Annotated in this window: 11 protein-coding genes; 7 read left to right on the forward strand and 4 right to left on the reverse strand. The window is 63.2% G+C overall.

Annotated elements, in window-relative coordinates:
* Positions 1–120: 120 nt before the first annotated feature.
* The 4 genes from AC07VG_RS30430 to AC07VG_RS30445 all read right to left on the reverse strand — a co-directional run bounded on the left by AC07VG_RS30430 (position 121) and on the right by AC07VG_RS30445 (position 5,068).
* Positions 121–1,095: a serine/threonine protein kinase gene (locus tag AC07VG_RS30430; protein WP_495003358.1), complete on the reverse strand. Its 975-nt coding sequence runs from the start codon at positions 1,093–1,095 to the stop codon at positions 121–123.
* 202 nt (positions 1,096–1,297) lie between these two features.
* On the reverse strand, positions 1,298–3,199 hold the full coding sequence (locus tag AC07VG_RS30435) for a PhoX family protein (protein WP_495003359.1): 1,902 nt from the start codon (positions 3,197–3,199) through the stop codon (positions 1,298–1,300).
* A 159-nt stretch (positions 3,200–3,358) separates the two neighbouring features.
* Positions 3,359–4,123 carry a TOBE domain-containing protein gene (locus AC07VG_RS30440; protein WP_495003360.1) on the reverse strand — a complete coding sequence of 255 codons (765 nt, stop codon included), beginning with the start codon at positions 4,121–4,123 and terminating at the stop codon, positions 3,359–3,361.
* Between the two features lie 207 nt (positions 4,124–4,330).
* A complete protein-coding gene (locus AC07VG_RS30445; RefSeq protein WP_495003361.1) occupies positions 4,331–5,068 on the reverse strand; it encodes a double zinc ribbon domain-containing protein in 738 nt (245 codons plus the stop codon).
* Positions 5,069–5,162: 94 nt separating this feature from the next.
* On the opposite strand from AC07VG_RS30445, the gene bioB reads away from it, so the two are divergent.
* From bioB to AC07VG_RS30480, 7 genes are all read left to right on the forward strand, one after another.
* Positions 5,163–6,218, forward strand: a complete 1,056-nt coding sequence (gene bioB, locus AC07VG_RS30450) for a biotin synthase BioB (RefSeq protein WP_495003362.1) — start codon at positions 5,163–5,165, stop codon at positions 6,216–6,218.
* Between the two features lie 150 nt (positions 6,219–6,368).
* Positions 6,369–7,559 (forward strand): 8-amino-7-oxononanoate synthase, encoded by a 1,191-nt coding sequence (gene bioF, locus AC07VG_RS30455; RefSeq protein WP_495003363.1) that lies wholly within the window; start codon positions 6,369–6,371, stop codon positions 7,557–7,559.
* Entirely contained in the window at positions 7,552–8,283 is a 732-nt protein-coding gene (locus AC07VG_RS30460; RefSeq protein ID WP_495003364.1) for an alpha/beta fold hydrolase, read from the forward strand. The genes bioF and AC07VG_RS30460 overlap by 8 nt, the downstream gene beginning before the upstream one ends.
* Positions 8,276–9,088, forward strand: coding sequence for a malonyl-ACP O-methyltransferase BioC (bioC, locus tag AC07VG_RS30465; protein WP_495003365.1), 813 nt, complete (start codon positions 8,276–8,278; stop codon positions 9,086–9,088). Before AC07VG_RS30460 ends, bioC begins: the two co-directional genes overlap by 8 nt.
* The gene (gene bioD / locus AC07VG_RS30470) at positions 9,085–9,765 is read left to right on the forward strand and encodes a dethiobiotin synthase (protein ID WP_495003366.1); all 681 of its coding nucleotides are present in this window, start codon (positions 9,085–9,087) and stop codon (positions 9,763–9,765) included. Before bioC ends, bioD begins: the two co-directional genes overlap by 4 nt.
* A gap of 151 nt (positions 9,766–9,916) precedes the next feature.
* Positions 9,917–10,210, forward strand: coding sequence for a pyrroloquinoline quinone biosynthesis protein PqqE (locus tag AC07VG_RS30475; protein WP_495003367.1), 294 nt, complete (start codon positions 9,917–9,919; stop codon positions 10,208–10,210).
* A 394-nt stretch (positions 10,211–10,604) separates the two neighbouring features.
* The gene (locus AC07VG_RS30480; RefSeq protein ID WP_495003368.1) at positions 10,605–12,410 is read left to right on the forward strand and encodes a phenylacyl-CoA dehydrogenase; all 1,806 of its coding nucleotides are present in this window, start codon (positions 10,605–10,607) and stop codon (positions 12,408–12,410) included.
* Positions 12,411–12,420 lie beyond the last annotated feature (10 nt).

Here is a 12,420-nt window from a genome sequence, read left to right on the forward strand (position 1 = left end):
CCCTCGATGATCAGTCGAGAACTATCGCTCCTGACGGAGCGTTAGTCGAGATACAAGGAGCTGGCTTGCCAGCGATGGCGTCTTTTCAGGCGCCATTGTCAGCAAATCCTGCCACAACCGTCAGAATAATTTCAGCGGTTCTTCATTCAGCGCTGAAAGTTGTTCGCGCAAGGCCAGGACCTGGTCGCCCCAGTAACGCTCGCTGCCGAACCACGGGAAGCTGTGGGGAAACGCCGGGTCGTCCCAACGGCGGGCCAGCCAGGCGCTGTAGTGCATCAGGCGCAGGGCGCGCAGGGGTTCGATCAGCGCCAGTTCGCGGGGATCGAAGTCGTGGAACTCTCGGTAGCCATCCATCAGTTCCGACAGTTGGCCGAGGCATTCCTGGCGATCGCCGGCGAGCATCATCCACAGGTCCTGCACTGCAGGGCCCATGCGGCAGTCGTCGAGGTCGACGATGTGGAACATCTCGTCGCGGCACATCATGTTGCCGGGGTGGCAATCGCCGTGAATGCGGATGTTCTGGTGCGGGGTCTCGGCGTAGACCTGTTTGACCCGCTTGAGCAGGTCGCGGGCCACGGACTCATAGGCCGGCAGCAGGCTGCGGGGAATGAAGTTGCCTTCCAGCAGGGTGGTCAGCGAGTCGTCGCCGAAGTTCTTCACGCCCAGCGCTTCGCGGTGTTCGAACGGACGGGTGGCGCCCACGGCGTGCAGGCGGCCGAGCAGTTGCCCAAGGCGATAGAGTTGGTCGAGATTGCCCGGCTCCGGTGCCCGGCCGCCACGCCGGGGGAACAGAGTGAAGCGAAAATCGGCGTGTTCGAACAGGCTTGCGCCGTTGTGGATCATCGGCGCGACGACCGGCACGTCGCAGTCGGCCAGCTCAAAGGTGAAGCTGTGTTCCTCGAGAATGGCCTCGTTGGTCCAGCGCTGGGGGCGGTAGAACTTGGCGATCAGCGGTTCGCTGTCTTCGATGCCCACCTGATAGACACGGTTTTCGTAGCTGTTGAGCGCCATGACCCGGGCGTCACTGAGAAAGCCGATGCTTTCCACGGCGTCGAGCACCAGGTCGGGGGTGAGTGTTTCAAACGGGTGGGACATGTTGACTCCTGCGGGCGGCAGGCGGCCGCGTCCGGCCAAGCATGTTAGCGCACCGGGGCGTAGAAAGGTGTCGGCTGTTCTGGCCTCTTCGCGGCGGTGCGGCGATCCGACAAGCTCCGCTCCCACAGTATTTGAGTCAAGCCTGGATACCGCATACGACAGAAACCTTGTGGGAGCGGAGCTTGCCCGCGAAGAGGGATCGTCAGGCGCCGATGATCCCGCCATCGTCCCGCCGGATCGCCATCACCGAGGAGCGTGGCTTGCCGTTCGGCAAATGTTCGGGGAAGGTCGAGTTACCGGCCTCACCGGGATGCTGGATGCCGACGAACAAGGTCTTCTGGTCCGGGGAGAAGCTGATGCCGGTCACTTCGCAGCCCACCGGGCCGACCATGAAGCGGCGGATCTCGCCGCTGGCCGGATCGGCGCAGAGCATCTGGTTGTTGCCCATGCCGGCAAAATCCCCGGCGTTGCTGTAGTCGCCATCGCTGAGGATCCACAGGCGGCCGGCCTGGTCAAAGCCCAGGCCGTCGGGGCTGTTGAACATATTCTGCGGAGTGATATTGGATGAGCCGGCCTTGGCCGTGCCGGGGTGTGCGGCAGGGTTGCCCGCGACCACGAACAGGTCCCAGCCAAAGGTGTTGGCGCCATGATCATTGCCCGCGGCCTGCCAGCGCAGGATCTGCCCGTAGAGATTCTTCTCCCGCGGGTTCGGCCCGCCCACCGGCTGACCCTCTTCACCACGCTTGGCGTTGTTGGTCAGGGTGCAATAGACCTGGCCGTCAATGGGACTGACGACGATCCACTCCGGACGGTCCATGCGCGTGGCCTTGACCACGCTGGCGGCCAGACGAGCATGGATCAGCACTTCGGCCTGGCTGGCGAAACCGCTGCCGGCGTCGATGCCGTTCTTGCCGAAGCTCAGTTCTACCCATTCGCCAGCGCCCTTCGGTCGGTCCGGGTTGCCGTCGCCGTTGTCGAATCGCGCGACATACAAGGTGCCGTGATCCAGCAGGTCGCGGTTGGCCTTGGGGTGCTTGTGGTTGATCGGGTCGCGACTGATGAACTTGTAGATAAACTCGCCACGTTCATCGTCGCCCATATAGACCACGGCACGGCCGTCGCGGGTTTCGGCCAGCGCCGCGTTTTCGTGCTTGAAACGGCCCAGGGCGGTGCGTTTCACCGGTGTCGACTGCGGATCGAACGGGTCGATTTCCACCACCCAACCGTGACGGTTCAGCTCGTTGGGATTCAGGGCCATGTCGAAGCGCGAATCGTGGGCGTGCCAGTTGATCTCTTTGCTGGTGGCGACGACGCCATAGCGCTTTTGCGCGGCATCGAATTTCTGTTCGGTATTGCCGCTGCCGAAACAGTCGGTGAAGTTCTCTTCGCAGGTCAGGTAGGTGCCCCAGGGTGTCTTGCCATTGGCGCAGTTCTGGAAAGTGCCGAGGACTTTGCGGCCCCGCTTGTCGGCTTTGGTCTGCAGCCAGGGATGGCCGGCTGCCGGACCACCGAAGCGGATCGGTGTATTGCCGTGGATCCGTCGGTTGTAGGGCGAACCCTGGACGAAGTGCCATTGATCGTCCTTGCGCTGTATTTCGATCACCGACACGCCTTCGCTGGCCTGGGCCTTGCGCACATCTTCGAGGGATTGCGGCTGGCCGCCGTGGGGGTAGAGGTAGCGGTAGTTGGTGTATTCGTTGTTGATCGCCATCAGCGCGCGGTTGTCGTCGCCGGGGAAGGGGAACAGGCTCATGCCGTCGTTGTTGTCGCCGAACTGCACTTCCTGGGCCTGGGCGGTGCCGTTGCCGCTAGGGTCGAAGGCCGGGCCGTTCTTGGTCAGCGGTTGGCCCCAACTGATCAGCACCGAAGAGGTATAGCCGGGCGGCAAGGTCAGGGTGTCACTGGTGGCGGCGGCGATGCTGTCGAAACCCAGCAGTTGGCCGGAAGCGGCGCTGACGCTGGCAGCCATCACGCTGCGAGTCAGCAGGTTGCCGCCGAGGAACATCGCCGCGCCGCACAAGGCGCCGGCACTGATAAAGCCACGACGGCTGAGGCCGACCATCTGTTCCAGGTCGGTGGGTTGGTTTTCTTCTAAGAGGTTCATGATCAGGCTCCCTGCGGGTCAGGGGCTCACCTTAGTAAGGCGTTGTGACGGATTTGTTGCAGGAAAAGCGGGGGGATCGCTGCGCGATCGATCGCCAGCAAGCTGGCTCCTACAGGGGGTATGCGCTCTTCTGTAGGAGACGGCTTGCTGGCGATGGCGTCATAACGGTGTGCCCAGAATCACCAGGGACGGCGCAAACACCGTCTGCACCGGGCTTCCGACCCCCAGGCCGAGATTTTTTATTTGCTCCGGTGGTGCCAGTGCACAGAGAGTTTGTCCGTTCGGCAGCGCGATCCTGACCTCCGAAGGGCCGTCTTCGTCCTCGGAAATGGCCTCGATTTGACCGCTCAGAGAATTGTGTCCGGATTTTTCGGTAGCGCCGATGGCACTTAATTCCAGCCACCCGGCCTTGATCAGGGCGACCACTTCGGTACCGCTCTCCAGCTCCAGGCGCAGGGTGCTGTCGTGGGTGATCTGCGCCTGGAGCGTGAGCCCACCGGCCAAAGCTAGGCGCACCAGGTCGTTGCGGCCGTGGCGGGTGATGTCCTGCACCGTGCCGTGAAGTTGGTTGCGGGCGCTGGTGCGCAGCATCAGGCGGCCGAGCAGGTCGAGGTCGCCGCTGTCTTCGGCGGCTTCGAGGACCTGGGCCTGGATGGTTTGCAGGCGTTGATAAAGACGCAGCACCCGTTCGCCTTCAGTCGACAGCTTGGCGCCACCGCCGCCCTTGCCACCGACGCTGCGTTCCACCAGGGGCTTTTGCGCCAGGTTGTTCAACTCGTCGATGGCATCCCAGGCGGCCTTGTAGCTCAGGCCGGCACTTTTCGCGGCGCGGGTGATCGAGCCCTGTTCGGCGATATGTTGCAGCAGGGCGATGCGCTGCGGGCGGCGGACGATGTGTTGGGTCAGCAGGACGGGCAGGGACATGGCGCGGACTTCGGGCGGCGGGGGTATTGGGCAAGGTGCCTCTCGGTGCTTTCGACGTCAAGCCGCCGAGACTTGTTAACTCAAGCCGAACGCGATTTCTGTAGGAGCCAGCTTGCTGGCGATGGCGTTCGCAAGATCGCCGCAAGGCTCAAGGGCCTATTCGCTGGCAAGCCAGGCTCTACAGGTTCCGTGGTGTCTTTGAGACGGCTAGCGATTTTCCGGGCTCGGTGTCCGCGCCAGGCAATAGACATCGACCCGGCGTGCCCCCGCCTTCATCAGCAAGCGGGCCAGGCTTTCGGCGGTGGCACCAGTGGTCAGTACATCGTCTACCAGCGCCAGGTGCAGACCTTCGACCTCCGAGCCAGGCGCCAGGGCAAAGGCATTCAGCAGGTTGCGTCGGCGGGCCCTGGCGTCCAGTTCCTGTTGCGCGATGGTGTCCTGAACACGCTGCAAACGGTGTTCATCTGCGGAGATTTCCAGGTTCTGGCTCAACCAGTTCGCCAGCATCGCCGCCTGGTTATAACCCCGTTGACGCAGACGCCGGGTCGCCATGGGCACCGGCAGCAACAGGTCTGGTCGCGGCAAGCCATCGTCAAAGCGTTCACGCAACGCCTGGGCCAGCAATTCACCCAGCAGTCGCCCCAGCGGCCATTGGCTCTGGTGCTTGAAACGGGTGATCAGGCTGTCCAGCGGGAAGCGATAGGTCCAGGGCGCAATCACCTGCTCGAAGGTCGGCGGCTGCTTGAAGCACTGCCCGCAGGTCAGCCCCATCGCTGGCAACGGCAGGGCACAGACCTGGCAGGCCGCCATCAACCAGGGCAGCTCGCTCTCGCAGGGCGTACAGATCGGGTGAGGGGTGTCGGTGGCTTCATCGCATAACAAACAGGTTTGTTTGTTTTTTAACCAGATGTAAACCGGTCCTGCGTATCGTGGTTGACAGCGCATGAGTCTTCCTTAAATATGCCGAGCATCCGTGTCGCGTCTGTGGGTATTCCTTTGCCCCAGCCGCTTGCCCAGCATAAAACAAGGAACTCCGCCGATGAGCGCCAGCATCACCGCCACTTTGCGTCACGATTGGTCTTTGGCCGAGGTCAAGGCTCTGTTCGTCCAGCCGTTCAACGACCTGCTGTTCCAGGCCCAGACCGTGCACCGCGCGCACTTCGACGCCAACCGTGTGCAAGTGTCGACCCTGCTGTCGATCAAGACCGGCGCCTGCCCGGAAGACTGCAAGTATTGCCCGCAGTCCGGTCACTACAACACCGGGCTGGAAAAAGAAAAACTGATGGAAGTGCAGAAGGTGCTGGAGGAGGCCGCGCGGGCCAAGGCCATCGGTTCGACCCGCTTCTGCATGGGCGCGGCGTGGAAACATCCGTCGGCCAAGGACATGCCTTACGTGCTGGAGATGGTCAAAGGGGTGAAGGCCATGGGCCTGGAAACCTGCATGACCCTGGGTAAGCTCGACCAGGACCAGACCGCCGCCCTGGCCGATGCCGGCCTGGACTACTACAACCACAACCTCGACACCTCGCCGGAGTTCTACGGCAGCATCATCACCACCCGCACCTACGGCGAGCGCCTGCAGACCCTGGCCTATGTCCGCGATGCCGGGATGAAGATCTGCTCCGGCGGGATCCTCGGCATGGGCGAGTCCCTCGACGACCGCGCCGGGTTGCTGATCCAGCTGGCGAACCTGCCGGAACACCCGGAGTCGGTGCCGATCAACATGCTGGTGAAGGTCGCCGGCACGCCGCTGGAAAATGCCGATGACGTCGATCCGTTCGATTTCATCCGCATGCTCGCGGTGGCGCGGATCCTGATGCCGCAATCCCACGTCCGCCTGTCGGCGGGCCGTGAGGCGATGAACGATCAGATGCAGGCCCTGGCGTTTTTCGCCGGTGCCAACTCGATCTTCTACGGCGATAAATTGCTGACCACCGCCAACCCGCAGGCCGACAAGGACATGCAGTTGTTCGCGCGTCTGGGCATCCTGCCGGAAGCCCGCGAAGAGCACGCTGACGAAGTGCACCAGGCGGCCATCGAGCAGGCGCTGGTGGAGCAAAAGAGCAGCGAGCAGTTCTACAACGCCGCTGTTTGATCCACACCGTTTTCACCCAGGACACCGCTCGGCTTTGTGGGAGCGGGGTTCATCCGCGAAGGCGTCCTCAAGATCGCCAAAAGCTTCGCGGATAAATCCTGTTCCCACAGGTTCGGGCGGTGTTCCTCGGATCGCCTTTGCGAGGCTCCAATGTCCTTCGATCTCTGTGCCCGGCTGTCCGCCCGACAGGCCGAAAACCTCTATCGCCGGCGCCCGCTGCTGGAGAGTCCGCAGGGCCCGCAGGTGGTGGTCGATGGCCAGCCCTTGCTGGCCTTCTGTAACAACGACTACCTGGGCCTGGCCAATCATCCGCAGGTCATCGAAGCCTGGCAGGCCGGCGCGGCGCGCTGGGGTGTCGGCGGCGGTGCCTCGCACCTGGTGATCGGCCACAGTGGACCGCACCAAGCCCTGGAAGAGGCCCTGGCCGATCTTACCGGCCGGCCACGTGCGCTGTTGTTCACCACCGGCTATATGGCCAACCTCGGTGCGGTCACGGCCTTGGTGGGGCAGGGCGACACGGTGCTGGAGGACCGTCTCAACCATGCGTCGCTGCTGGATGCCGGGTTGCTCTCGGGGGCGCGCTTCAATCGTTACCTGCACAACGACGCCGCCAGCCTCGCCAAGCGCCTGGAAAAAGCCACCGGCAATACCCTGGTGGTTACCGACGGGGTCTTCAGCATGGACGGCGATCTCGCCGACTTGCCAGCCCTGGCCCGTGAAACCCGGGCCAAAGGCGCTTGGCTGATGGTCGATGACGCCCACGGTTTCGGCCCGCTGGGGGCCAACGGTGGCGGCATTGTCGAGCATTTCGGCCTGAGCCAGGAGGACGTGCCGGTGCTGGTCGGCACCCTGGGCAAGGCCTTCGGCACGGCGGGTGCTTTTGTCGCCGGCAGTGAGGAGTTGATCGAAAGCCTGATCCAGTTCGCTCGGCCCTACATCTACACCACCAGCCAACCGCCGGCCCTGGCCTGTGCGACGTTGAAGAGTCTGGAACTGTTACGCAGCGAACACTGGCGGCGCGAGCACCTGAATGGGCTGATTCGCCAGTTCCGCCAGGGCGCGGAGCAAATCGGCCTGACCTTGATGGACAGCTTCACCCCGATCCAGCCGATCCTGATCGGCGACAGCGGCCGGGCGCTGCGCTTTTCGCAGCTGTTGCGTGAGCGCGGGCTGATGGTGACGGCGATTCGTCCGCCGACCGTCCCGGCGGGCAGTGCCCGGCTGCGGGTGACCCTGTCCGCGGCCCACAGCGAGGCGCAGGTGCAGCTATTGTTAGAGGGGCTGGCCGCGTGTTTCAGCGTGTTGGGTCCCTTTGCGCCGTTGGAGCCAAACCATGCGTGATCGTCTGATTCTGTTGCCCGGTTGGGGCCTCGGCATCTCGCCGCTGGAGCCCCTGGCCGCCGCCTTGCGCGGGCTGGATGAGCACCTGCGGGTGGAAATCGAGCCCTTGCCGGAACTGGCTTCCGGTGACCCCGACGAGTGGCTCGACGAACTGGATGCGACCCTGCCGGACAATGCCTGGCTGGGTGGCTGGTCCCTCGGCGGCATGCTCGCCTCGGCGCTGGCGGCGCGGCGCGGCGAGCGTTGCTGCGGCCTGCTGACGCTGGCGAGCAACCCCTGTTTCGTGGTCAGTGATGGCTGGTCCGGGGCAATGGCGAACGATACCTTCGACCTGTTCCTGGCCGGCTGTCGCGCCGATCCGCAAATGACCCTCAAGCGCTTCAGCCTGCTCTGTGCCCAAGGGGCGGCTGACCCGCGCGGGCAGGCTCGACTGCTTCTGGCTGGTGCGCCGCACACGGCACCGGCGACCCTGTTGAGCGGGTTGGAGGTGCTGGCGCAACTGGATACCCGCCAGGCCCTGCAAGCCTATCGCGGTCCGCAACTGCACTTGTTCGCCGGCCAGGATGGCCTGGTGCCGGCCGAGGCCGCCAGTAATTTACTGGCGTTGCTGCCGGATATCGAAGTCGGCCTGATCGAACAGGCCGGCCACGCTTTTCTGCTGGACGACCCCCATGGAGTGGCCGGGGCTATCCAGGCCTTTTTGCATGAGTCCGGTGATGACTGATCTTTCCCACCCTGCCTTGCCGGGCGGCCTGCCCGACAAGCGTCAGGTTGCTGCCTCGTTTTCCCGTGCGGCGGCCAGCTATGACAGCGTCGCCCAGTTGCAGCGCGATGTCGGTCATGAATTGCTCGGACGCCTGCCCACCGAGTTGAGTCCGTCCCGATGGCTCGACATGGGTTGTGGCACCGGCTACTTCAGTCGGGCCCTGGGCGTTCGCTTCGAGCAGGGCGAAGGCGTGGCGCTGGATATCGCTCAAGGCATGCTGGAACACGCCCGCCCGCTCGGCGGTGCCCGGCACTTTGTTGCCGGGGACGCTGAGCGCCTGCCATTGCAGGCCGGTAGCTGCGACCTGGTGTTCTCCAGTCTGGCGGTACAATGGTGTGCCGATTTCGCCGCAGTACTCGGCGAGGCCCACCGCGTACTGCGGCCGGGCGGCGTGATGGCCTTTGCCAGCCTGTGTGTCGGCACCCTGCACGAACTGCGGGAAAGTTGGCGGGCGGTGGATGGTCTGGTGCACGTCAACCGCTTCCGGCTGTTCAGCGACTATCAGCAGTTGTGCCGGGACAGCGGCTTGCGCGTGGTCAGCCTGGAAAGCCGACCGCAGGTGTTGCACTACCCGGATGTGCGCAGCCTGACCCATGAGCTCAAGGCGCTGGGCGCGCATAACCTCAATCCCGGCCGTCCGGGTGGTTTGACCGGACGGGCGCGGATTCTCAGGTTGATGCAGGCCTATGAACAGTTTCGCCAGGCCGAAGGTTTGCCGGCGACCTATCAGGTGGTCTACGCGATTCTGGAGAAACCGCTATGAGTGTTGCCTATTTCATTGCCGGTACCGACACCGACGTGGGCAAGACCACGATTGCCGCGGGCTTGCTGCACGCGGCCCGTCAGGCTGGCCTGAGTACCGCGGCGGGCAAACCGGTGGCGTCCGGCTGCGAGGTGACGCCCGAGGGGCTGCGCAACACCGATGCCCTGGCGTTGCTGGCCGAATGTTCGCTGCCGCTGACCTATGCCGAGGTCAATCCGATGGCCTTCGAACCGGCGATTGCCCCACATCTGGCCGCACGCGAGGCCGGGGTGAAGCTGACCGTGCAGTCCTTGCTGGGACCGATGCAACGGGTGTTGGCCAAGCAGGCCGACTTTACCCTGATAGAAGGCGCTGGCGGCTGGCGGGTGCCGTTGGCGGACCAGGCCAGTCTGTCGGATCTGGCGCGGGAATTGCTCTTGCCGGTGATCCTGGTGGTGGGGGTGCGCCTGGGGTGCATCAGCCATGCCCTGCTGACCGCCGAAGCCATCGACCGGGACGGGCTGCAACTGGCCGGCTGGGTCGCCAATATCATCGAGCCGAAGACTTCGCGCCTGGAAGAGAACCTCGCGACTCTCGCCGAACGCCTGCCTGCGCCTTGCCTGGGGCGGGTGCCGAGGCTCAAGGCGGCGACTGCTGGAGCCGTGGCGCAGTACCTGCAATTGGACCTGCTGGATTAGATGCCGCACTGCGGTGTCTGCGGGTTGCTCGGTGCTTGCCGAAGACTCTGGCTATCAACAGGCAATTTGCCATTATTGTTTTTGACGGGTGTTTCTTTGACAGGTCTGCTTAAATGCAGGCTGTTGATTCTGTATCCAGTCGAGTCTGCCCATGGAAATCTCAGGAAATACCGCTGTTTATGCCGGTCTGAGCACTATTCGGTCCGGGCAGAATCGTGTCGATCAGTCGGCCAGTCAGGTTGCCGATACCATTGCCGAGCGCTCGCTGAAGAGCCAGTCGTCCGACACCCAGGTCAACCGGCTGTTGTCGGTGGACCGCAGCCAGCAAGATCTGTCGAGCACCATGGTGGACATGTCCCAGGGCAAGCTTCAGGTCGAGTTGGGCGCCAAGGTGGCCAAGGCCTCGGACCAGGCGCTGGGTACCTTGATCGATACCTACGCCTGAGGGCGCGCACCACCCTATCAGAATTGAAACGCGGTCCTTTTGTAGGCGCCGGCTTGCTGGCGATGGCGGTCGGTAAGTCGATGCGAGACTTGCAGGCCTCATCGCTGGCAAGCTAGCTCCTACAGGATTTGCGGTGTTTTCAGCTGTTCGGCTTTAGTCCCGCCCCCGCATAACCCTTTCTCACCCTCGACTATTCTTTCTACTACACGCCCCTGGCTGCCCTTCAAGGCTGTCGGCCTTTTCCTGCGCACCGTTCACCCATGTATGACGAATGGACTATGAACGATACTTGACAAGGATTGAGCGCAAACGTATGTTTCAAACAACCGTTTGACCGGCGTGGCAAATCGACGCGGTCGCTCATTCCAGGATTCATCAGCAGAGGTTTATCGCTATGCCTGACTACAAGGCCCCCTTGCGTGATATTCGCTTCGTCCGTGACGAGTTGCTCGGTTACGAAGCGCACTATCAGAGCCTGCCGGCATGCCAGGACGCTACCCCGGACATGGTTGACGCCATCCTCGAGGAAGGCGCCAAGTTTTGTGAGCAGGTACTGGCCCCGTTGAACCGGGTTGGCGACACCGAAGGTTGCACCTGGAGCGAGTCCGGCGTTAAGACACCCAGCGGTTTCAAGGAAGCCTACAAGCAGTTCGTCGAAGGTGGCTGGCCAAGCCTGGCCCACGACGTCGAACACGGCGGCCAAGGCCTGCCGGAGTCCCTGGGCCTGGCGGTCAGCGAAATGGTCGGCGAAGCCAACTGGTCGTGGGGCATGTACCCGGGCCTGTCCCATGGCGCGATGAACACCATTTCCGAACACGGTACCCCTGAGCAACAAAAGGCCTACCTGACCAAGCTGGTTTCCGGCGAATGGACCGGCACCATGTGCCTGACCGAACCGCACTGCGGTACCGACCTGGGCATGCTGCGGACCAAGGCCGAGCCTCAAGCCGACGGTTCCTACAAGGTCAGTGGCACCAAGATCTTCATTTCGGCCGGTGAACACGATATGGCCGACAACATCGTCCATATCGTCCTGGCACGCCTGCCGGATGCGCCGGCCGGTACCAAGGGTATTTCGCTGTTTATCGTGCCCAAGTTCCTGCCGAACACCGACGGTAGCGTGGGTGAGCGCAACGCGGTGTCCTGCGGTTCCCTGGAACACAAGATGGGCATCCACGGTAACGCCACCTGCGTGATGAACTTCGACGCCGCCACCGGCTTCCTGATCGGCCCGCCGAACAAGGGCCTGAACTGCATGTTCACCTTCATGAACACCGCTCGCCTGGGGACCGCGCTGCAAGGCCTGGCCCACGCCGAGATCGGTTTCCAGGGCGGTCTGAAATATGCGCGCGAGCGTCTGCAGATGCGTTCCCTGACTGGCCCGAAAGCGCCGGACAAAGCCGCCGACCCGATCATCGTGCACCCTGACGTGCGTCGCATGCTGCTGACCATGAAGGCCTTCGCCGAAGGCAACCGGGCGATGGTCTACTTCACCGCCAAGCAGGTCGACATCGTCAAGTACGGCCAGGATGAAGAAGAGAAGAAGAAAGCCGATGCACTGCTGGCGTTCATGACCCCGATTGCCAAGGCGTTCATGACCGAAGTCGGCTTCGAAGCCGCCAACCATGGCGTGCAGATCTATGGCGGCCACGGCTTTATCGCCGAGTGGGGCATGGAGCAGAACGTTCGCGACAGCCGCATTTCGATGCTGTACGAAGGCACCACCGGGATCCAGGCACTGGATCTGCTGGGTCGCAAGGTGCTGATGACCCAGGGCGAAGCGCTGAAGGGCTTCACCAAGATCGTCCACAAGTTCTGCCAGGCCAACGAAGGCAACGAAGCGGTCAGCGAGTTCGTCGCACCGCTGGCGGCCATCAACAAGGAATGGGGCGAGCTGACCATGAAAGTCGGCATGGCCGCGATGAAGGACCGTGAAGAGGTCGGCGCCGCTTCGGTGGACTACCTGATGTACTCCGGTTATGCCTGCCTGGCTTACTTCTGGGCCGACATGGCGCGCCTGGCGGCCGAGAAACTGGCCTCCGGTACCAGCGAGGAAGGTTTCTACACCGCCAAGCTGCAGACCGCGCGCTTCTACTTCCAGCGGATCCTGCCGCGTACCCGCACTCACGTGGCAACCATGCTGTCGGGCGCGAACAACCTGATGGACATGAAAGAAGAGAACTTCAGCCTGGGCTACTAAGCCGCACTGA

The sequence above is a fragment of the Pseudomonas sp. GW821-FHT03C07 genome, from assembly GCF_059420925.1.

Excerpts from the sequence above, each read along its gene's own strand:
- AC07VG_RS30440 (WP_495003360.1), bottom strand. The coding sequence starts at position 4,123 with ATGTCCCTGCCCGTCCTGCTGACCCAACACATCGTCCGCCGCCCGCAG.
- AC07VG_RS30435 (WP_495003359.1), bottom strand. The coding sequence starts at position 3,199 with ATGAACCTCTTAGAAGAAAACCAACCCACCGACCTGGAACAGATGGTC.
- bioB (WP_495003362.1), top strand. The coding sequence starts at position 5,163 with ATGAGCGCCAGCATCACCGCCACTTTGCGTCACGATTGGTCTTTGGCC.
- bioD (WP_495003366.1), top strand. The coding sequence starts at position 9,085 with ATGAGTGTTGCCTATTTCATTGCCGGTACCGACACCGACGTGGGCAAG.
- AC07VG_RS30430 (WP_495003358.1), bottom strand. The coding sequence starts at position 1,095 with ATGTCCCACCCGTTTGAAACACTCACCCCCGACCTGGTGCTCGACGCC.
- bioC (WP_495003365.1), top strand. The coding sequence starts at position 8,276 with ATGACTGATCTTTCCCACCCTGCCTTGCCGGGCGGCCTGCCCGACAAG.
- AC07VG_RS30475 (WP_495003367.1), top strand. The coding sequence starts at position 9,917 with ATGGAAATCTCAGGAAATACCGCTGTTTATGCCGGTCTGAGCACTATT.
- bioF (WP_495003363.1), top strand. The coding sequence starts at position 6,369 with ATGTCCTTCGATCTCTGTGCCCGGCTGTCCGCCCGACAGGCCGAAAAC.
- AC07VG_RS30445 (WP_495003361.1), bottom strand. The coding sequence starts at position 5,068 with ATGCGCTGTCAACCACGATACGCAGGACCGGTTTACATCTGGTTAAAA.
- AC07VG_RS30460 (WP_495003364.1), top strand. The coding sequence starts at position 7,552 with ATGCGTGATCGTCTGATTCTGTTGCCCGGTTGGGGCCTCGGCATCTCG.
- AC07VG_RS30480 (WP_495003368.1), top strand. The coding sequence starts at position 10,605 with ATGCCTGACTACAAGGCCCCCTTGCGTGATATTCGCTTCGTCCGTGAC.